17 protein-coding genes are annotated in these 20,200 nt (G+C 68.4%); 8 read left to right on the top strand and 9 right to left on the bottom strand.

The window, feature by feature from the left end:
• The first annotated feature begins 67 nt into the window (after positions 1-67).
• The 5 genes from ACFWUR_RS28990 (at position 68) to ACFWUR_RS28970 (ending at position 5,621) form a co-directional block, all read left to right on the top strand.
• Positions 68-622, top strand: coding sequence for an isochorismatase family protein (locus ACFWUR_RS28990; protein WP_378911073.1), 555 nt, complete (start codon positions 68-70; stop codon positions 620-622).
• 11 nt (positions 623-633) lie between these two features.
• A complete protein-coding gene (locus ACFWUR_RS28985; protein ID WP_378911071.1) occupies positions 634-1,170 on the top strand; it encodes a hypothetical protein in 537 nt (178 codons plus the stop codon).
• Positions 1,171-1,252: 82 nt separating this feature from the next.
• The gene (locus ACFWUR_RS28980; RefSeq protein WP_378911069.1) at positions 1,253-3,298 is read left to right on the top strand and encodes an ATP-dependent DNA helicase; all 2,046 of its coding nucleotides are present in this window, start codon (positions 1,253-1,255) and stop codon (positions 3,296-3,298) included.
• Positions 3,299-3,392: 94 nt separating this feature from the next.
• Positions 3,393-4,097 (top strand): hypothetical protein, encoded by a 705-nt coding sequence (locus tag ACFWUR_RS28975; RefSeq protein WP_378911068.1) that lies wholly within the window; start codon positions 3,393-3,395, stop codon positions 4,095-4,097.
• Between the two features lie 228 nt (positions 4,098-4,325).
• Positions 4,326-5,621, top strand: coding sequence for a glycosyltransferase 87 family protein (locus tag ACFWUR_RS28970; RefSeq protein WP_378911066.1), 1,296 nt, complete (start codon positions 4,326-4,328; stop codon positions 5,619-5,621).
• A gap of 1 nt (position 5,622) precedes the next feature.
• Here the strand turns inward: ACFWUR_RS28970 and ACFWUR_RS28965 are convergent, their stop codons facing one another.
• The 6 genes from ACFWUR_RS28965 to ACFWUR_RS28940 all read right to left on the bottom strand — a co-directional run bounded on the left by ACFWUR_RS28965 (position 5,623) and on the right by ACFWUR_RS28940 (position 12,381).
• The gene (locus ACFWUR_RS28965) at positions 5,623-6,432 is read right to left on the bottom strand and encodes a hypothetical protein (RefSeq protein ID WP_378911064.1); all 810 of its coding nucleotides are present in this window, start codon (positions 6,430-6,432) and stop codon (positions 5,623-5,625) included.
• Between the two features lie 241 nt (positions 6,433-6,673).
• Positions 6,674-7,222, bottom strand: coding sequence for a DoxX family protein (locus ACFWUR_RS28960; protein WP_378911062.1), 549 nt, complete (start codon positions 7,220-7,222; stop codon positions 6,674-6,676).
• Positions 7,223-7,401: 179 nt separating this feature from the next.
• A complete protein-coding gene (locus tag ACFWUR_RS28955; protein WP_378911061.1) occupies positions 7,402-7,815 on the bottom strand; it encodes a hypothetical protein in 414 nt (137 codons plus the stop codon).
• 64 nt (positions 7,816-7,879) lie between these two features.
• Positions 7,880-9,241 carry an NCS2 family permease gene (locus tag ACFWUR_RS28950; RefSeq protein ID WP_378911059.1) on the bottom strand — a complete coding sequence of 454 codons (1,362 nt, stop codon included), beginning with the start codon at positions 9,239-9,241 and terminating at the stop codon, positions 7,880-7,882.
• 113 nt (positions 9,242-9,354) lie between these two features.
• Entirely contained in the window at positions 9,355-11,925 is a 2,571-nt protein-coding gene (glgP, locus tag ACFWUR_RS28945) for an alpha-glucan family phosphorylase (RefSeq protein ID WP_378911057.1), read from the bottom strand.
• A gap of 36 nt (positions 11,926-11,961) precedes the next feature.
• Positions 11,962-12,381, bottom strand: a complete 420-nt coding sequence (locus ACFWUR_RS28940) for a VOC family protein (RefSeq protein ID WP_378911055.1) — start codon at positions 12,379-12,381, stop codon at positions 11,962-11,964.
• 79 nt (positions 12,382-12,460) lie between these two features.
• Here ACFWUR_RS28940 and ACFWUR_RS28935 point away from each other — a divergent pair, with 79 nt between their 5' ends.
• The 3 genes from ACFWUR_RS28935 (at position 12,461) to glgB (ending at position 17,411) form a co-directional block, all read left to right on the top strand.
• On the top strand, positions 12,461-13,051 hold the full coding sequence (locus ACFWUR_RS28935; protein ID WP_378911053.1) for a TetR/AcrR family transcriptional regulator: 591 nt from the start codon (positions 12,461-12,463) through the stop codon (positions 13,049-13,051).
• A gap of 164 nt (positions 13,052-13,215) precedes the next feature.
• Entirely contained in the window at positions 13,216-15,216 is a 2,001-nt protein-coding gene (locus tag ACFWUR_RS28930) for a maltotransferase domain-containing protein (protein WP_378911052.1), read from the top strand.
• Entirely contained in the window at positions 15,216-17,411 is a 2,196-nt protein-coding gene (glgB, locus tag ACFWUR_RS28925; RefSeq protein WP_378911050.1) for a 1,4-alpha-glucan branching protein GlgB, read from the top strand. The genes ACFWUR_RS28930 and glgB overlap by 1 nt, the downstream gene beginning before the upstream one ends.
• Here glgB and ACFWUR_RS28920 read toward each other — a convergent pair.
• The 3 genes from ACFWUR_RS28920 to ACFWUR_RS28910 form a co-directional block, all read right to left on the bottom strand.
• Complete coding sequence (locus tag ACFWUR_RS28920; protein WP_378911049.1) at positions 17,408-18,493, bottom strand: class I SAM-dependent methyltransferase; 1,086 nt, start codon at positions 18,491-18,493, stop codon at positions 17,408-17,410. The two genes, glgB and ACFWUR_RS28920, sit on opposite strands and share 4 nt — an antisense overlap.
• Positions 18,494-18,601: 108 nt before the next feature.
• Positions 18,602-19,468 carry a tetratricopeptide repeat protein gene (locus ACFWUR_RS28915; RefSeq protein ID WP_378911085.1) on the bottom strand — a complete coding sequence of 289 codons (867 nt, stop codon included), beginning with the start codon at positions 19,466-19,468 and terminating at the stop codon, positions 18,602-18,604.
• Positions 19,469-19,529: 61 nt separating this feature from the next.
• Complete coding sequence (locus ACFWUR_RS28910; protein WP_378911046.1) at positions 19,530-19,898, bottom strand: DUF3817 domain-containing protein; 369 nt, start codon at positions 19,896-19,898, stop codon at positions 19,530-19,532.
• Between the last annotated feature and the right edge of the window lie 302 nt (positions 19,899-20,200).

The following is a 20,200-nucleotide window of genomic DNA, read 5'->3' as shown; positions in this document are numbered from 1 at the left end:
CGAACCGGGTGGCCGCTCGGCATCATGCGGCGGAGAATGGTGCGGTCGAAACGAGCTGGAGGATGACATGGCACGCGGTCTGATAATCGTGGACGTACAGAACGACTTCTGCGAGGGTGGCTCCCTCGCGGTAGCGGGCGGCGCGGCGGTCGCGGCCGCGATCACCGACTTCGTCGCCGCCGAGCACTACGACGCGGTGGTGGCCACCCGTGACTGGCACATCGATCCCGGTCCGCACTTCTCCACCGAGCCCGACTACGTCGACTCCTGGCCACCCCACTGCCGCGTGGGCACCCCCGGCGCCGATTTCCACCCGGCGCTCGACACTTCGCCCATCCAGGAAACCTTCTCCAAGGGCGAGTACACCGCCGCCTACTCCGGATTCGAAGGCGCGGCGGCGGACGGCACCTCCCTCACCGATTGGCTGCGGGCCCGCCACATCGACGCCGTCGACGTGGTCGGCATCGCCACCGACCACTGCGTCCGCGCCACCGCCATGGACGCCGCCGAAGCCGGTTTCGACACCACGGTCCTGCTCGACCTCACCGCGGGTGTCGCCCCGGAAACCACCCAGGCCGCCCTCACCACCCTCCGCGATGCGGGCGTCGGGCTGCGTCCCTGAATACTTCTCCCATGGACTATCGCTTCCCGGCGCACACAAGATCGGCCCTGACGAAGGCACTCGCCGAGACCGACAGCATCCACGACGCCGCCGACACCGTCTTCTGGTCGAACCCGGCCACCGACGACCTCCAACGCCTCGGCATCGGCGCCTTCGGCAAACTCCCCCCGGCCTTCTCCCACCTGCTGGCGCTGTCGAGCCTGCACACCAGCGTCCTGGACGCGGGATTCTCGGGCTACCTGAAAACCCGCCGCAGCGAACTCCCCTGGGCCACAAGAGGTTTACGGGCAGCGGGCATGCCCCAACTAGCCGCCGCGGCAATCATCGCCGCCCGCGACGCCTCCCTGAGCTCGGCCGACGACGACCTCGACCGCTTCTGGGAAGACGAACACCGAACCCTGGCTACCCCCGACCAGATCCGCCGCCCCTCCGGTGACCGCGCCGAAGACCCCGACGAGATCTACGACATCAACGAACCCCAGGACTTCGAACAACGCGTCCTCGACTACGTCCGCGACCACATGGACGACTTCGTCCGAGAATCCTGACCCGCGCCCCTACCCCGATCCCCCGGCGCCCCGACGAACCAGCCCGACCGAACCTGTCCGAGGCGACGGATAAGCTGCCAGCGTGCCCGAACTTCCTCCCGTCGCCGACCTGCTCGTCACCGCCGTGCATGCCCTCGGCGGCAAGGAACGCACCGGGCAGACCACCATGGCCACCGCGGTCGACCACGCGATCGACACCAAGCAACACCTGGCCGTCCAAGCCGGCACCGGTACCGGGAAATCGCTGGCCTACCTCATCCCGAGCCTGCGCCACGCGGTACGGACCGGGCGCACCGTCGTGGTCTCCACCGCGACGATCGCGCTGCAACGCCAGCTCGTCGACCGCGACCTGCCCCGCCTCGCCGAAGCACTCACCAAACCACTCGGCCGGGCGCCCCAGTTCGCGATCCTCAAGGGCCGCAACAACTACCTCTGCCTGAACAAGATCAACAGCGTCATCCCCGAGGACACCGGCGGCGAGGCCGAACTGTTCGACGCCTTCGCCATCTCCCGCCTCGGCCGCGAAGTCCAGCGCCTCAACGAATGGGCCTCCGACACCGAGACCGGCGACCGCGACGAACTGGCACCCGGGGTCACCGATCGAGCCTGGCGCCAGGTCAGCGTCGGCTCGCGCGAATGCCTCGGCAAGTCCCGCTGCCAGTTCGGCCAGGACTGCTTCGCCGAGAAGGCACGCGCGGAATCGGCCCAGGCCGACGTGGTGGTGACCAACCACGCCCTGCTGGCCATCGACGCCATCAGCGGCATCCAGATCCTGCCCGAACACGACGTGGTGGTGATCGACGAGGCCCACGAACTGGTCGACCGCGTCACCGGCGTCGCCACCGCCGAACTGGCCGCGACCGCGATCAGCGCCGCGGCCCGTCGGTGCACCAAACTGATCGACGAACGCGAGGTCGACCGCCTGGAAGGGGCCGCGGAGGCCTTCCACCAGGCACTCGAGGATCTGCCGCCCGGCCGATGGGACCAGATGCCCGACGGCATCGCTGCCGTCCTCGCCCTGGTCCGCGACTCGGCCTGGAACGCCCGCACCGCGATCGCACCGCAGGGCACCGTCAAATCCCAGGACGACCCCGACAACGCCGCCGCCCGCACCATGGCGGTGGCCGCCATCGACGACGTGCACGACGCCGCGGTTCGCGCGCTCACCGCGTTCGAGGAGGCCGACCCTGCGGCCCGCCGCGATGTGATCTGGTTGTCGGCCGACGAGATGCGCGGCGTCGCCCGCCGCACCTTGCGGATGGCGCCGCTGTCGGTCGGTGGACTCCTGCGCAGCAGACTGTTCGGCACCGCGACGGTCGTCCTCACCTCGGCCACCCTGCAGATCGGTGGTTCCTTCGACGGTCTCGCGATCACCTGGGGCCTGCCGTCGCAGTCGGGCGGCAAGGTCGATCCGACCATGGCCAACGGAGCCACCGCGCCCGCCGATCTGGAATCGGTGCGCTGGAACGCTCTCGACGTCGGTTCCCCGTTCGACCACGCCAAATCCGGCATCCTCTATGTCGCCAAGCACCTGCCCGCACCGGGCCGCGACGGACTCTCCCCCGCCTACCTCGACGAGATCGAACAGCTCATCACCGCGGCGGGTGGACGCACGCTCGGCCTGTTCTCCTCGATGCGCGCCGCCAAGGCCGCCACCGAGGCGCTGCGCGAACGGCTCGACACCCCGGTGCTGTGCCAGGGTGACGATTCCATGGGCGCGCTGGTGCGCAAGTTCGCCGACGACCCGGCCACCTCCCTGTTCGGCACCCTCACCCTCTGGCAGGGCGTCGATGTGCCCGGCCCGTCGCTGAGTCTCGTTATCCTGGACCGTATTCCGTTCCCGCGCCCCGACGATCCGTTGCTCACCGCGCGTCAGCGGGCGGTGGAGTCGCGCGGAGGCAACGGTTTCATGACCGTGGCCGCCAATCACGCCGCGCTGCTACTGGCCCAAGGCACCGGCAGACTGCTGCGCAGCGTCGACGACCGCGGCGTGGTCGCGATCCTGGATTCCCGCCTCGCCACCGCCCGCTACGGCAGCTACCTGCGTGCTTCGCTGCCGCCGTACTGGGAGACCAGCGATCCCGAGGTCGTCGCCAAAGCGCTGCGTCGGCTCACCGACACCGCCTGAACCGCCCGACCGTCGCAGGTCGAGTATTGCAATCGAGGTGACCACACTCGTGAATCAGCGAGCGTGCGAACGCAACTCGTGAGAACGTGTGGTGATGATGCACCACGCCGATGGCGAGGTACTCGGCGAATTTCTGGTCAGTGCAAGATCTTTGGCCGAGTACCGCGCGATGTTTCATCTCTCCGACGAAGATCTGGCCGGGCGCCGCGTCCTCGATTGTCCCGGTGGCGCAGCGAGTTTCGCCGCCGAGGCGAGCGCATTGGGTGCCGACGTCACCGCGATCGATCCGATCTACGCCACCCCGCCGATCGAACTGGCCGCGCGCGCGACCCCCGAAACCGAGCGCGCGGTGGCCTGGGCGCACTCCCACGCCGACCGCTACCGCTGGGATTGGTACGGCTCCACCGCCGAGCACGCCGCGATCCGCCGCGGCGCCGCCGCCCGCTTCGCCGACGACGTGCGCGCCGCGCCCCACCGCTACCTGGCCGGCTCCTTACCCTCCTTGCCCTGCCCCGACGACGCGTTCGACCTGGCCCTGAGCTCCCACCTGCTGTTCAGTTACGCCGATCGACTGGATGCCGACTTCCACCTGGCCGCCCTGCTCGAACTGGCCCGCGTCGCCACCACCGAAGCTCGCGTCTACCCACTGCTCGACTACACCGGGGCCCCGCTCGACGACCTCATCGACCACCTACGCACCGAACTCCACGACAAGGGCATCGCCACCTCGCTGCAAAAGACCGGATACGAGTTCCACCACGGCGCCGACACCATGCTGACCTTGCGCCCGACGGCATGATCGCTCGCGGAGCGCCTTTCGCGCGTGCCGCGACGTTCACGCAGGCAGGCCGCGGATGCCCGCCCGGCGCTCGAGAAGTGTTCGCGGCGTGGCTGTACCCGCGATCATGTCGATTTCCTACCGAAGTCGGTCCGCGCCGAACGCCGTCGACCCGGCGCGGTAGGTTTTTAGTCGTGCATACGATGCGGGCCGGCCGGTAGCACGGCCGTGGCGGAGAGATCACCAGGCGTGGCACTGCCGCGCATGACCCTGACGCTGCTTCTCCTACTCGGCACCGCCGTCGCCGGCGTGACGCTGCTGTTCACCACCATGGATCCCTGGATGGACAGCGGCGGCATTCTCGTCGGCGGCCTGGACGTGCACATCTACCGCGACGGTGGCTGGCGGGTCGTACACGAACGGGCCCTCTACATCGACCCGACGCACTACGGCCTGCTCTACACCTACACACCGTTCTCGGCACTGGTGTTCCTGCCGTTGTTGCTGGTGCCGTGGGCGCACGTCACCACCACGTGGATGGTGCTGAATCTGCTGGTGCTGTTCGGCGTTGTGCTGCAGAGCTTCCGGATGCTCGGCTACCGCGTCACAGCCGGGTCGGCCGCTGTGAGCGCTCTTCTCGCCCTGGCCTGCACTTTCGCCGAGCCGGTGCGCACCACGCTCTACTACGGGCAGATCAACCTGATGCTGATGCTGGTGGTGCTGTGGGACTTCTCCCGCGCCGAGAACAGCAAGCTGCGCGGCATCGGCATCGGTATCGCCGCCGGAATCAAGCTGACCCCGCTGTATTTCATCGCTCAGTACCTGGCCCAACGGCAGTGGCGCGCGGCCGCGACCGCCGTTGGCACCTTCGTCGCATCGATCGGCCTGACCGCGCTTGTGCTTCCCCGCGACTCCTATCAGTACTGGACGTCGACGTTCTTCCATTCCGGCCGCATCGCCCCCGACGAGCATCCTGCGAATCAGTCCATACGCGGCGCCATCGCTCACCTCACCCACGGCCCCGCGCCGGTGTGGTTGTGGTTGCTGATCGCCGTACCGATCGCGCTGGTCGCGCTGTGGCTGGCCGCGGTCCTGGTCCGCCGCGACGAACCGCTGCTCTCGGTCACCCTCGGCGGCCTCACCGCCTGCGCCGTCTCGCCGTATTCCTGGGGCCACCACTGGGTCTGGTTCGTCCCGCTGCTCGTCTACCTGATCCACCGAGCCCAGACCCGCGCCCCGTGGTGGCTCGCCGCGGCGGCGCTCTACCTGGCCATCGCCGCCTGGACCTACACCTACACCCCCACCTGGGTGAGCGTCGGCACGTTCCTGCTGCCCCCGTGGTGGCCGCTGCCCCAGGTGCTGATGAACATCTACGTGATCATCTACCTGATCACCCTGGCCGGGATAGCCGTCCACGTCCGCTCGCGCGAACGACCCACGGCCGAGCCGTTTGTCGATCTGTCTGCCACCGACCGCCTCTCACCCGAAACCCGGACCGTCGCCGCCCCACAGCCCGACGACGACCGCCCGGCAAGGCGGACCTGACCTACCCGCAGGACCAATCGAAAACGCCCGATTCCAAGTCGAGTTGGGCGTTGCCGCCGCCGAAGTTCATGCCGGAGATCTCTTCGATTTCCAGGTAGTACGGGGTCAACCCCTCGGGCAGGGCCTGGACGGGGAAGGCGGTGCCGCCGAGGTGGGAGCGGCCGAAGAGGGGCTCGGCCCAGGTGGTCCAGCCGGAGTCTTCGGTGAGCGGGTCCTGGTATTCAGTGTTCGGCTCGTATTCGACCGGGGGAATGCCGACGTTGGGGTCGGCGGTGCGCTCGGCGAGCCAGACCCCGACGGTGGGGTGCACGTCGTCCCAGGCATTGCAGCCCTCGTCGCTCGCGGTCGGGGAACCGGGCAGGCGAACGTCGGCGGGTGGGGCGACGGGGCCGCCGGCGAATTCCTTGTCGGTGAGCCAGATCAGGGCGAAAGCGCCACCGATCTCGTCGTGCATGATCTGCGCCTTCGGGTGCGGGCGGGTAGCGACCAGATCGCGGGCGAGTGGGTCCTCCGACGAGGCGTCGGCCTCGACCGCATCGGTACCGGCGAACTGTCCTTCGCCCTGGAAGAGCGCGATGGCGGGGAACCCCGGGCCGCGGCGCTGGAAATCGGCGGGCAGGCGCAGGGTGAGCGCGTGCATCATCGGCAGGCCGGTGACCGGCCCGCGCGGCCAGGTGGCCGGATCGATGGCCGGGCCCTCACTGCCGATCCACCCGGAACGCACCGGCGCGGCCAGAGCCAGCGGCTCACCGTCCGGCGTCTCGGCCAGTTTGTCCGCCGAGTCTCCGAAACCCAGGTCATAAGCCTTCATCGCAGCTCTCCTCTTTCATCCGCGGACAATGCGTGGCGCCGGTGAACAAGCGCCGCCACGAGGTTAATCGCTGCCACCGACTCCCCGCGCGCCCTCGGTCGAACCGCGGGCGTACGGGCGATGACGAATCAGCGGGCACCGCGTGAAAGAGGCGGCGCGGCAACCGAATCCCGGTCACCGCGCCACCCTCACGTCGAACAGCCGACTCGAGCACCGCGTCGGAGCAGCGCTGTGCGTCAGATCAGAGCACCGACTTCAAGATCAATGTCACGACCGCGGCCACGACGGCGATCGCCACGGCTCCGCCGCCCCACACCACACCCTGACGCTGCCATGGGCGCCCGGCGTCGAGCGAGAATCGGCCCGGCCCGGTGAACGCCAGCGCAGCGGCGGCCAGCGCGAACAGCAGCGGCGTCGTGAACCCCGGCACCGACGGATCCGTCGGGAAGAGCCCACCGCTCCACAGCACGTTGATCGCGTTGATCATCGTCCCGAGCACGATGGCGGCGGCCAGCGGCGTGAACAGCCCGAATACCAGCAGCAGCCCGCCGACCAATTCGGTGAGCCCGGCCAGTGTGCCGAAGAATTCGCCGGGGTTGTAGCCCATGGCGGTGAAGCTGTCGGCATTGGCGCGCCAGCCGGGCCCGTTGAACCAGCCGAACAGCTTCTGGGTTCCGTATGCGGCCATCAGTCCGCCGAAGCCGATACGCAGCACCAACAGGCCGATGCCCGCGGCTGTGGTCTCGTCGGTCGTGGCGGTCGGGGTGATGCGGGTAGCGGTGTCGGTCATCGTGTCCTCGTCTGCGATTCGATACATGCCCGCAACCGGACCATGGTCCGGTTGCCTTCCTCGGTCACAACCCTGGGTCCACTGTGACTATTTCACGCCGCTCCCGACAATTCTGTGACGCCGACCACAGGGCAACGAAAAGGGCCGCCCCGCGGGACGGCCCTTTCGAAGAACTCAGATCACCACGCCATGGTGGCGTAGCTGACCAGCGTGCTCTCCGACTCCTGCGACAGCTTCCAGGTGCCGTCGACGTCGACCCAGGTCACCGGGATCGGGAAGGTGTAGTCGCCGAGGCGGCTGTTCAGCGTGGCCGACAGGGTGTCGCCGTCCACGGTGACCGGGCCGGAGACATCCCAGCTGTAGCCGGGGATCCGGTTGACGGTGTCGCGCACGACCGCGAGGCCACCGGCATTACCCGACTCGAGCTCGGCCGCCGACCCGTTCATGGCCGCCTGCAGCTTGCCGTACAGCTGACCGACCGAGGGCGTGGCAGGGGCGGCAATCGCGGCGGGGGCGGTGGCGACAACAGCGGCGGTGACCGGCGCGAAGATGGTGGCAAACGCCATCGACGCGGCAACGAGCGAACGCTTCATAGGTAGATCTCCTTCAAGCTTGGCTAGGCTAGCCTAAGTATAGACACATCTATGCCGAGCACCGCTACTCGACCAGGAAGAAGAAGTACGCGAGGAACAGCACCATCAGTGCCCACATGGCCGGATGCACTTCCTTGACGCGACCCCTGGCGACCATCGCGATCGGGTAGAAGATCATGCCCATCGCCAGGCCGTTGGCGATCGAATACGTCAGCGGCATCATGATGACGGTGATGAACGCGGGCACCGAGTACTCGAGGTGCTGCCAGTCGATGTCACCGAGCGAGCGCGCCATCAGCACGCCGACCACGATGAGTGCCGCCGAGGTCACCTCGGCGGATCCGGCGATCACCGAGAAGATCGGATAGCAGAACATCGCGATCAGGAACCAGCCCGCCGTGGTCACCGCCGTGAGCCCCGTTCGACCGCCCGCCGACACACCCGCCGTGGATTCGACATAGGCGGTGGTGGTGGAGGTACCGATGATCGCGCCCGCGGTGGTGCCGACCGAATCGGCGGCCATCGCGCTCGCCGCACGGGGCAGGGTGCCGTCCTTGCTCAGCAGACCGGCTTGGTTGGCGACGCCGATCAGAGTGCCCGAGGAGTCGAAGAAGTCGACGAACAACATGGTCAGCACCACCACGATCATCTGCCCGGTGAAGGCATCGGGCAGGTGGATGATCGCCTGGCCGAAGGTCTGGTCCAGGCCCTTCGGCATCTCGGCGATGCCGTCGGGTACGCCGACCAGACCGGTCACCATGCCAAGGACCGTGGTCGCGACGATGCCGTACAGCACGGCGCCGTGCCAGCCGATCACCAGGAAGACCACCGTCACGATCAGGCCGAACAGGGCCAGCAGGGTGGTGCCCTTGGTGAAGTCGCCGAGGGTGACCAATGTCGCGTCGCTGTTGACGACGATCCCCGCGTTCTTCAGGCCGAGGAACGCCACGAACAAGCCGATCCCCGCGCCGACCGCGAACTTCATCTGCAACGGGATGGCGTTGAGGATCCGTTCCCGGACCTTCGTGACCGCCAAGACGAAGAAGATGACACCCGAGAGCAGCGTGCCCGACAGCGCGACTTCCCACGGGATGCCCATGCTGAGCACCACGGTGTAGGCGAAGAACGCGTTGAGTCCCATGCCCGGGGCGAGTGCGATCGGGTACTTCGCCCAGATACCCATGACGAGCGTGCCGAAGACCGCGGCGACGGCGGTGGCCGTGAAGACCGCCTGCATCGGGATGCCCTTGTCGCCGAGGGCGCCCTCGTCACCGAGGATCGACGGGTTCACCGCCAGCACATACGACATCGCCAGGAACGTGACCGTGCCCGCCATCGCCTCGCGCTTGAAGGTGGACCCACTCGACGAGATACCGAAATATCCGTCGATGCGCCCTCGGGCGCGGGTTACGACGTCGCTGGCCATGACTCTCCAGTCCGGGTTCCGAAAGAAGCTTCAAGAAGAAGAAGGATTGCCCCGGAACGGTAGCGGAAAGTTCACTGAATCGAATAACCAGGCAATCGCGTCAGCGGGTACGGTTACGCGCCCGCGACGGCCACCGCACCCAGTTCGGCGTTCGAGGCCAGCAGTTCGTGGTGCGGGAGCACCCGCACCGTGTAACCGACCGCACCCGACAGCGGCACCGGAGCCTGGATCGCGTAGAGCTGGCTACCGTCGTCGGTACCGGTGTGGCGCATCTCGACGGCGGTGGTGTCGGTCAGCTCGTCGGTCGGCGACACCCGGCCGAGGACGGCCTGCACCACCACGTCCGAGGGCGCGAGCCCACCGAGGTCGATGCGCGCGTGCAGCGACAGTTCCGCACCGATCACCGGAGTGTCGGGCAGACCCGAGCTGTCCACCTGCGCGATCCGCACCGACGGCCACGCGGCGTCGACACGCCCGCGGTATTCGGCCACCTGTGCGGCGCCGGCGAAATCATCGGCGGCCACCCGGCCGAACGCGGCGGCGGCCGGTCCGTAGTACTGCTCGGCGTAGTCGCGCACCATCCGCGACGCCAGCACCTTCGGGCTGGTGGTCTGCAAGGTGTGGCGCACCATCTCGGTCCAGCGCACCGGCACATCGCGCGCGTCGCGGTCGTAGAAGCGCGGCGCGACGGTGCGCTCGACGAGTTCGTAGAGCGCCGAGGCCTCCAGATCGTCGCGGCGGGTCTCGTCGCGGACGCCGTCGGCGGTGGGGATGGCCCAGCCGTTCTCGCCGTCGAACATCTCGTCCCACCAACCGTCCCGGATGGACAGGTTGAGGCCGCCGTTGAGCGCGGACTTCATCCCGGAGGTCCCGCACGCCTCGAGCGGGCGCAGCGGATTGTTCAGCCACACATCACAGCCCCAGTACAGGTAGCGGGCCATCGACATGTCGTAATCGGGCAGGAAGACGATGCGATGGCGCACCTCGGGGTCGTCGGCGAACCGCACGACCTGCTGGATCAGCGCCTTGCCGCCGTCGTCGGCGGGGTGGCTCTTGCCCGCGACCACCAGCTGCACCGGTCGCTCGGGGTCGAGCAGCAGCGCGCGCAGGCGTTCGGGGTCGCGCAGCATGAGGGTGAGCCGCTTGTAGGTGGGGACGCGGCGGGCGAAGCCGATGGTGAGCACGTTCGGATCGAAGACGTCGTCGATCCAGCCGAGTTCGGCGTCGGCGGCGCCGCGCTGCCGCCAGGAATCGCGCAGCCTGCGCCGCACTTCGTCGATCAGCACGCCGCGCAACGTGTTACGGGTCGACCACAGCTGACCGAGGTCGACATCGCTGAGCTTCTCCCAGCCCCGCGCCTCCTCGACCAGCTCCGGGCCGACGAGTTCGCGTGCCTTGTCGATCCATTCACGCGCGGCCCAGGTCGGGGCGTGCACGCCGTTGGTCACCGAACCGATCGGCACCTCGGCGGCGTCGAATCCCGGCCACAGCGCCGCGAACATCTCCCGGCTGACTTCCCCGTGCAGTTTCGATACACCGTTGGCGCGCTGGGCCATGCGCAGGCCCATGTGCGCCATGTTGAACACCGAGGGATCGCCCTCCCGACCGAACGCGAGGATCCGGTCGACGGAAAGCCCTGGCAGCAAGGCGGATTCGGACTCGCCGTGCGATCCACCGAAGTACCTGCGCACCAACGGCATCGGGAATCGGTCGATGCCGGCGGGAACCGGGGTGTGCGTGGTGAAGACGGTGCTCGCGCGCACCGCGGCCAGTGCGGTCTCGAATTCCAGCCCGCCCGCGATGAATTCACGCATGCGCTCGACGCCGAGGAACCCCGCGTGCCCCTCGTTCATGTGAAAGACGTCGGGGTCGGGCAGTCCGTTGGCGCGAGTGTAGGCGCGTACCGCGCGCACACCGCCGATCCCGGCGAGAATCTCCTGCTTGATGCGATGGTCCTGGTCGCCGCCGTAGAGCCGGTCGGTGACAGCGCGCAGTTCGGGGTCGTTGTCGGCGATGTCGGAATCGAGCAGCAGCAGCGGAATCCGCCCCACCTGCGCGATCCACACTCTGGCCCGCAACACCCGCCCCTCGGGCATCCCGACATGGATGAGCACCGGCGAACCGTCACTGGTGAGCAGCCGCAGCGGCAGACCCTGCGGATCGAGCGCCGGATAGTGCTCCATCTGCCAGCCGTCGGCCGACAACGACTGCCGGAAGTACCCCGAGCGATACAGCAGCCCGACGCCGATCAGCGGCAGACCGAGATCCGAGGCGGCCTTGAGGTGGTCACCGGCGAGAATGCCCAGACCGCCGGAGTAGTTCGGCAACACCTCGGTGACGCCGAACTCCATCGAGAAGTAGGCGATGCCCGCCACGTCGGTGCCGGTCTGCTCTTGGAACCAACGCGGCCGAGTCAGGTAGTCCTGCAAGCCCGCGGCAGCCGCGTCCACCCGCGCGGTGTACGCGGGATCGGTGGCGAGCTCGTCGAGCCGCTCGGCGGGCACCTCCCCCAGCATCCGCACCGGGTCCTGCCCCACCGCCCGCCACAGCGGGGGGTCGAGCTCGGCGAACAGATCCTGCGTCGGGCCGTGCCACGACCACCGCAGGTTGGTCGACAACTCGTCCAGCGCGGCGAGCCGCTCCGGCAAATGGGCACGGACAGTGAACCGACGGAGTGCCTTCACCCCGGAAGAATAAACGATCGTGCCCGCACGAGTGACCTAGGCGAACTGTGCTGCGAACTCGGGGCTCGGTGGGACCTCGGTGATCACGTCGATCAGCACGCCCGCGGGGTCGGCGACGATGAAGTGGCGTTGGCCGAAGCCTTCGGTGCGCAGGTCGAGTTCCGGGCGCAGGCCGCCAACTTTCACGAGTCGGTCCCATTCGGCGTCGACGTCGTCGACCTCGAAGTTGAGCAGCACGCCCTGGACCGGTTTGCCGAAGCCGGCGGGGATCGTGGGGTGCGTGGGGTCGAGCAGTGCCAGTTCGTAGGTCGGCTCGTCGCCGATACCGGGCCGACGCAGGCTGACGTACCAGTCGGCCTCGAAAACGATCTCGAAGCCGAACCAGGCGGTGTAGAAGTCGCGCGATTGTGCGATCCGGGTGGTGGCGAGCACGGGGTAGTAGCTGCTGAGTTTCATGGGGTCACCTTTCACATACCGATGGTATGTGTCGTACGGTAGTTCACATACCAGCGGTAGGTCAATGGGAGGACGGCCGATGACATCGACGGCGCGCACGCGACAGCGCGAGGAGACGCGGCGCATCCTGCTGCACGAGGCACGGGCACTGTTCGCCGCGAAAGGCTATGCCGCCGTGGGGTTGTCGGAGATCGTGAGGTGCGCGGGCCTCACCAAGGGCGCGCTGTACCACCACTTCGACAGCAAGGCCGACCTGTTCCGCGCGGTCCTCACACAGGTGCAGGAGGAGATCGGCGCGCAGGTGGCTACCGCCGCGAGCACCGAATCCGACCCTTGGAAGCAGCTCACCACCGGCTGCGCGGCCTTCCTGCGGGCATCCGCGGACCCCGTGGTCCAGCGGATCCTGCTGATCGACGGCCCCGCCGTCCTCGGCTGGCACGAATGGCGCGCCATGGACGAGGCCAATTCGGCCCGTCACCTGCACGAAGCGCTGTCAACCCTCGTCGAGACCGGTGTGCTCCCCCCACAACCGATCGCCCCCCTGGCCCACTTGCTCTCCGGCGCGATGAACGAGGCCGCGCTGTGGTCGGCCACCACCACAGTCCCCGACGCGCTCACCGACACCATCGCCGCTCTCGACCGGCTCCTCGCGGGCCTGCGCGCGGCCTGAGGCGACGAATCGCTCGCGATACCCGGCACCCCCTGCACCGCCGCTGCGGCACGCCCGCGGCTACGACGACGATCTCGGCGCCGCCCTCGGCCAGGGCCCGGCCGCGAAAACCAGCCCCACCCGCCTACGCTCCCCACCCAGCAGAAATGCAGTAAGTTAGCCGAGTGACCGGCCGGATAGCCATCGATGACATCGCCCCGTCCATCCCCGGCGGCCGCCCGGCCAAAGCCGCAGTCGGCGAGGTGTTCCCCGTGCGCGCCGTCGTCTGGCGCGAAGGCCACGACGCGGTTGCCGCCACCTTGGCCGTCCGAGCTCCCAACTCCTCTCGGATCACCCGCATCCGAATGAGCCCCGACTATCAACCCGACGTCTTCAACGCCCTGTTCACCCCGCACACCCCCGGCCTGTGGACCTACCGCATCGAGGGCTGGAGCGACCCCCTCGCCACCTGGCGCTCCGCGGTCGAAGCGAAATTGTCCGTCGGCCAGACCGCCGCCGATCTGGCCAACGACCTCGAGATCGGTGCCGTGCTGTTCGAACGCGCCGCCCAGACGGTCCCGAAGAAACAGTTCGAACGTCTGCGGGCCGCCGCCACCGCCCTGCGCGGCGACGAACAACTCCCGGCCCGGGTGGCCCCCGCGTTCTCCGAGGAGGTCGCCGAGATCCTGCGCGCCACCCCGCTGCGCGAGATGGTCACCCGCGGCCCACAGTTCTCGGTACTGGTCGAACGCCGCCGCGCGCTGGTCGGCGCCTGGTACGAGTTCTTCCCCCGCTCCACCGGCGGTCGCGACGCCGAGGGCGCCCCGATCCACGGCACCTTCGCCACCGCCGCACGCGAACTCCCCCGCATCGCGGGCATGGGCTTCGACGTCGTGTACCTGCCCCCGATCCATCCGGTCGGGGAGATCAATCGCAAGGGCCGCAACAACACGCTCACCACCGAACCCGGCGACGTCGGCTCACCGTGGGCCATCGGCTCGGCGCAGGGCGGACACGACGCCGTGCACCCCCTCCTGGGCACCGAGGCCGACTTCGTCGAATTCGTCTCCGAGGCAACGGCTCTCGGTCTCGATGTCGCCATCGATCTGGCTCTGCAATGCGCCCCCGACCACCCCTGGGTCGCCGCCCATCCCGAATGGTTCACCACCCTGCCCGACGGCACCATCGCCTACGCCGAGAACCCCCCGAAGAAGTACCAGGACATCTACCCGGTCAACTTCGACAACGACCCCGACGGCCTCTACGCCGAGATCCTGCGCGTGGTGCGGCACTGGATCTCGTTGGGTGTCACCATCTTTCGCGTGGACAACCCGCACACCAAGCCCGCCGATTTCTGGGAGTGGTTGATCACGCAGGTGCGCCGCACCGACCCCGACGTGATCTTGCTGTCGGAGGCGTTCACCCGCCCGGCCCGCCTCTACGGCCTGGCCCGCCGCGGCTTCAGCCAGTCCTACACCTATTTCACCTGGCGCGTGCACAAGTGGGAGCTCACCGAGTTCGGCCACGAGATCGCCGCCAAGGCAGACGAAGCCAGGCCGAACCTGTTCGTGAACACCCCCGACATCCTGCACGAAAGCCTGCAACACGGCGGGCCCGGCATGTTCGCGATCCGCGCCGCCCTCGCGGCCACCCTGTCGCCCACCTGGGGCGTGTACTCCGGGTTCGAACTGTTCGAACACGAGGCGGTCCGTGAGGGGAGCGAGGAGTACCTCGATTCGGAGAAGTACGAACTGCGCCCCCGTGATTTCGCCGGCGCCCTCGAACGCGGCGAATCGCTGGAACCGTGGCTCACCCGCCTCAACGAGATCCGCCGCAACCACCCCGCACTGCAACAGTTGCGCTGCATCCACTTCCATCATGTCGACAACGACGCGCTGATCGCCTACTCCAAGATCGATCCGGTCACCGGCGACGCGGTCCTCGTCATCGTGAACCTGAACCCCTATGCCGCTGAGCAGGGCCACATTTCGCTCGATCTCCCCGCACTCGGCCGTGAATGGCACGACCGCCCGGTGGTCTTCGACGAGGTCAGCGGCGAGGAATACCACTGGGGCCAGCAGAATTTCGTGCGCCTCGACCCCGCACGCGCGGTCGCGCACATCCTGTCGCTGCCCGCGGTTCCGGCCGCCGCCCGCGCCTCGCTGGCCTACCGCGAGACACTGTGATGAAGCGCCGCGATCTGTTGTTGCTGGCCGCGGGCACCCACACCGACCCCCACACCGTCCTCGGTGCGCATTCCCACGCCGACGGGACCGCGGTCCGGGTTCTACGTCCCCATGCCGACTCCGTGACCGTCCTCGTCGGCGAGTCCGAACATCGGCTGAAGTCGTTGGGCCACGGCATCTTCGACGCGGTCCTGCCGTACCCACAGATCGACGACTACCGCGTGCGGGCCGAATATCCGGGCGGCCAGACCGTGATCTCCGCCGACGGCTACCACTTCCTGCCCACCATCGGCGAATTCGACCTGCACCTCATCGGCGAAGGGCGACACACCCGCCTCTGGGAGGTGCTCGGCGCCCACCCGCGCCACTACACCACCCTCGACGGCGAGGTCGACGGCACCTCCTTCGCGGTGTGGGCCCCGAATGCCCGCGGTGTCACCGTCTTCGGCGATTTCGACCACTGGAGCGGCACGTCGGCGCCGATGCGCGCGCTGGGCGGTTCCGGGGTGTGGGAGGTGTTCGTGCCGGGGGTCGGGCCGGGCACGCGCTACAAGTTCCGGATCCACGGTGCCGACGGGCGCGTCGTGGATCATGCCGACCCCTTTGCCTTTTCGACCGAGATACCGCCCGCGACCGCCTCGGTGGTGACCCGCGCCGACCACGTGTGGACCGACAGCGCCTGGATCGATCGCCGCGCGCAAGCCGACGCGGTCCGCTCCCCCATGAGTGCCTACGAAGTCCACCTCGGGTCTTGGCGGCCCGGTCTCGACTACCGCGAACTGGCCCATCAGCTGGCCGATTACCTGCGCGCCACCGGATTCACCCACGTGGAGTTGCTACCCGTGGCCGAGCACCCGTTCGGCGGGTCATGGGGCTACCAGGTCACCTCGTACTACGCCCCGACCTCGCGGTTCGGCAGCCCCGACGACTTCCGCTATTTCGTCGACCACCTGCACAACGCGGGCATCGGGGTGCTGCTGGACTGGGTCCCCGCGCACTTCCCCCGCGACGAGTGGGCACTGGCCCGCTTCGACGGCACGCCGCTCTACGAGCACCCCGACCCCCGCCGTGGCGAGCAACTCGACTGGGGCACCTACGTTTTCGACTTCGGTCGCAACGAGGTCCGTAACTTCCTGGTCGCCAACGCCGCCTTCTGGATCTCCGAATTCCACATCGACGGCCTGCGTGTCGACGCCGTCGCCTCGATGCTGTACCTGGACTACTCGCGCCCCGACGGCGGCTGGGAGCCGAATATCTACGGCGGCCGCGAGAATCTGGAAGCGGTCGAGTTCCTGCAGGAACTCAACGACACCGTGCACGGCGCCCATCCCGGCGTCGTCACCATCGCCGAGGAGTCCACCACCTGGCCCGGCGTCACCCGCGGCACCGATGTCGGCGGCCTCGGCTTCACCATGAAGTGGAACATGGGCTGGATGCACGACACCCTCGGCTACCTGGGCCGCGACCCGATCCACCGCAGTTGGCACCACAACGAGATGACCTTCTCCCTGGTCTACGCGTGGAGCGAGAACTACGTGCTGCCGATCAGCCACGACGAGGTCGTGCACGGCAAAGGCACCCTGTGGACACGCATGCCCGGCGACGACTTCGCCAAAGCGAGCGGTGTGCGCGCCCTGCTGGCCTACATGTGGGCTCACCCCGGCAAGCAACTGCTGTTCATGGGCCAGGAATTCGGCCAGTTCCGCGAGTGGGACAACGACCGCGGCCTCGACTGGCAGGAGCTGGAAAACCCACTCCACCAAGGCATTGCGACGATGGTCGCCGACCTCAACCGCACCTACACCGCCCACCCTGCCCTGTGGACCCAAGACGCCACGCCCGGCGGCCACTCCTGGATCGAAGCCGACGACAGCACCGCCAACGTGTTCGCCTTCCTCCGCTGGGCCACCGACGGCAGCGCGGTCGCCGCCATCTTCAACTTCTCCGGCTCCACCCGCGAGAACTACCGGGTCGGCCTGCCCGACACCGGTTCCTGGCAGGAGATCCTCAACACCGACGCCACCGAATACGCGGGCTCGGGCATCGGCAACCTCGGCGCCGTCACCGCCGAGGACACCCCGTGGCACGGACAGCCCTGCTCGGCGACCGTCACCCTGGCACCGAACAGTGCGCTCTGGCTGAGCTCGCCGACCGGACAGGCGTCGGCCGCACGCGCGAAGCGGTCGTCGGGCTAACCCTTGCGCGCGATGTAGTAGGTGTTGAGCGGGTCGCCGTCCACATGACGGGTCTGCACGTCGGTGAAACCGGCGTCGGCCAGCATCGACAGCGCGCGCTGCTCGCCCCAGACCGTGCCGAGTCCGTCGCCGCCCTGCCCGAGCGAGACCGACATGCAGTGCATCGTCGACACGGTGTAGAGGAACGGGCCGAGCGGTAGATCCAGGTTCTCCTCGAGCCTGCTCGACGCGTGGATGTCGACCATCAGGAAGACACCGTCCGGGCGCAGCGCCTGCGCGATGTTGTCGAGCACCAGCGCGGGGTGAGCCTGATCGTGGATGGCGTCGAAAACGGTGATCAGATCACAGGATTCGGGTACGTGCAGATCCGCGACGTCGCGCACGGCGAACTCGACATTGGTCAGTCCCATGGCGGCCGCTTCGGCGACGCCGACTTCCACCGCGTCCGCGGAGAAGTCGTAGCCGGTGAACCTGCTCGCCGGATAGGCCTGCGCCATCAAATTCACGGCATGCCCACTGCCGCAAGCGATATCGGCCACATCGATGCCGGTACGCAGACGTTCGGGCAGACCTGGCGCCATCGGCAGGATCACCTCGACCAACGCGGCGTCGAACACCTCCGCGCTCTCCTGCGCCATCAGCGCGTGAAACCGTCCGTAGTCCTGGTACGACAGGCCGCCGCCGACACGGAACCGTTCGACGATCTTGGGCTCCACCTCCCCGAGCTGGGAGATGAACTGCATGACGCGGGCCAGGTTGTCCGGTCCGGCGGCTCTGGTCAGGCTCGCCGCGTGCGCGGGCGGCAGGGTGTAGGTCGCGGTGGCCGGGTCGTAGTCCACGACGGCGGCGGTGGTGACGGCGCCGAGCCATTCGCGCACGTACCGCTCGTCCAAGCCGGCCGCTTCGGCCAGTTCCACACTGGTCGCGCCGGGGCAGGCCGCCATCGTGTCGAACAGGCCGACCTGGTGACCCATGCTGAGCATCAGCGCGGTACTCGCCTGATCGAGCACCCCGACCAACTTCTCGGCGAAGGCTTCCACCTCGGCCTGATCCACCGCCGCCGAGTGGTCGAGTGAAGTCATGACGTACTCCTCGGATCAGCTCGCGACCGGGTGCCGCGGGTCTGTCCGGAAATACGGAGAGGCCGCCCCGACGGTTCAGCCGGGGCGGCCTCGAAGTGGTGGGCGGGGTCAGTACAGCGCGGCGGCGAGCCTGCGGCGGGCGGCGATCACGAAGGGCTCAGCGGGGTCGAACAGCTCGAACAGCTCGAGCAGACGGGTGCGGGCCCTGGTGCGGTCGTCGCCCGCGGTGCGCTTGACGACGGCGATGAGCCGGTCGAAGGCCGCTTCGGGGCGTTGCTCGAACAACTCGATATCGGCGGCGTCGAGCGCGGCGTCCAGATTCGTCGGGTCGCCATCGGCGGTGGCGACCACGGCCGGGTCGATCTGCTGAGCCCTGGTCAGGAAGCGCAGCTGGCGCAGGGCCGCCTTGGCTTCCTCGTTGCCGGGCTCCTCGGCGATGATCGCCTCATAGGCCGCCTCGGCGCCGGCGAAGTCACCTTCGGACAGCTTGTCCTCGGCGTCGACGAAGCGCGGATCCTCGACCTCGGGTTCGGCCGGGGCCGCGCCGGGGTCGCCCTCGAGCTTGCCCGCGGTCGCGTCCATCACCGCGTCGAGCCACTGCCGCACCTGCGGGTCCGGCTGTGCGCCCTCGAAATCGGCCAGCGGCTGTCCGCCCGCCACCGCGATCACCGTCGGAATGCCCTGCACGCGCAGCGCCTGGACGATGTTCATGTTGGTCTCGGCCTCGATGACGGCCAGATCCCAGGCGCCGCGGTCGTCGGCGTTGAACCGTTCCAGCGTGCGAACCAGGTCGACGCTGCCCGGGCTGCGCTGTGAGAACAGCGCGACCACTACGGGCACCTGCGTCGAGCGCCGGATCACCTTGGCTTCGAAATCCGCCTCGGTGACCGTGTGGTTCCCCGAGGCCGGAGCAGCGGCGCCACCGGGTGCGGCGGGCGGCTGCTTCAGCGCGGACAGGTCCACCGCGCCGGACATAGCGGCAGTAGCGGCGGGAGAAGGACGGCGGGCAGCGGGTCGAGTCACGGTTTCCAGTTTGTCACGAAGCCGTCGGCGTGGCAGCCGCGGAGCCCTTGCTCGCGTCGGCGCTCAGTTCACCCAGCTGACCGGTGCGCACCGCCCAGACCTCGAAGATCACGGTGAACAGCGGCGGAATGCTCGAGGCGAGCGCCAGCACCGTGGTCTTCCAGTTCCAGTTGAGTTCGCGCGAGGTCAGCAGCGCCGTGATCACGAACAGCACGAAGATCGCGCCGTGCACCGGTCCGAAGATCTTCACGCCGATCTCGTTGCCCTCCGCGGGCAGGTACTTGAACGCCATACCGGTCAGCAGACCGATCCAGGACAGTGCCTCGAGCACCGCGAAGAACCGAAACCGACTGGCCGTAGACCGCAAATCGAAGAAACCCATACCACCCATTGTGCCGGACCACCTACGACACCACGTAGTGGACCCCACCACACCTACAGCCCGTAGTCCGCGCCCCCACCGCACGTTCAACCACCCGGCCCCCGGCCCGTCCCGTCTTCAACAACCCACCCAACCCAGCCCCGCGCCCGCGACCTATAGGGAGCGGCGGCCACGAAGTGGCCGGTCGCGGCCGGGTCGCCGGTTAGCCGCCGGGGCGTACGCGACGAAGGAGCAAGCCCCCGTGGGTAAACGGGGGGCCCCCGGGGGCGCCGCAAGTGCGCGCCCGCGCGCCAACAAAAACA

The sequence above is a fragment of the Nocardia sp. NPDC058633 genome, assembly GCF_042717045.1.
GTDB lineage: Bacteria > Actinomycetota > Actinomycetes > Mycobacteriales > Mycobacteriaceae > Nocardia.
This window is presented reverse-complemented; position numbering and strand designations above follow the sequence as displayed.

Excerpts from the sequence above, each read along its gene's own strand:
- ACFWUR_RS28990 (WP_378911073.1), top strand. The coding sequence starts at position 68 with ATGGCACGCGGTCTGATAATCGTGGACGTACAGAACGACTTCTGCGAG.
- ACFWUR_RS28985 (WP_378911071.1), top strand. The coding sequence starts at position 634 with ATGGACTATCGCTTCCCGGCGCACACAAGATCGGCCCTGACGAAGGCA.
- ACFWUR_RS28975 (WP_378911068.1), top strand. The coding sequence starts at position 3,393 with ATGATGCACCACGCCGATGGCGAGGTACTCGGCGAATTTCTGGTCAGT.
- ACFWUR_RS28965 (WP_378911064.1), bottom strand. The coding sequence starts at position 6,432 with ATGAAGGCTTATGACCTGGGTTTCGGAGACTCGGCGGACAAACTGGCC.
- ACFWUR_RS28960 (WP_378911062.1), bottom strand. The coding sequence starts at position 7,222 with ATGACCGACACCGCTACCCGCATCACCCCGACCGCCACGACCGACGAG.
- ACFWUR_RS28955 (WP_378911061.1), bottom strand. The coding sequence starts at position 7,815 with ATGAAGCGTTCGCTCGTTGCCGCGTCGATGGCGTTTGCCACCATCTTC.
- ACFWUR_RS28950 (WP_378911059.1), bottom strand. The coding sequence starts at position 9,241 with ATGGCCAGCGACGTCGTAACCCGCGCCCGAGGGCGCATCGACGGATAT.
- ACFWUR_RS28940 (WP_378911055.1), bottom strand. The coding sequence starts at position 12,381 with ATGAAACTCAGCAGCTACTACCCCGTGCTCGCCACCACCCGGATCGCA.
- ACFWUR_RS28935 (WP_378911053.1), top strand. The coding sequence starts at position 12,461 with ATGACATCGACGGCGCGCACGCGACAGCGCGAGGAGACGCGGCGCATC.
- glgB (WP_378911050.1), top strand. The coding sequence starts at position 15,216 with ATGAAGCGCCGCGATCTGTTGTTGCTGGCCGCGGGCACCCACACCGAC.
- ACFWUR_RS28920 (WP_378911049.1), bottom strand. The coding sequence starts at position 18,493 with ATGACTTCACTCGACCACTCGGCGGCGGTGGATCAGGCCGAGGTGGAA.
- ACFWUR_RS28915 (WP_378911085.1), bottom strand. The coding sequence starts at position 19,468 with ATGTCCGGCGCGGTGGACCTGTCCGCGCTGAAGCAGCCGCCCGCCGCA.
- ACFWUR_RS28910 (WP_378911046.1), bottom strand. The coding sequence starts at position 19,898 with ATGGGTTTCTTCGATTTGCGGTCTACGGCCAGTCGGTTTCGGTTCTTC.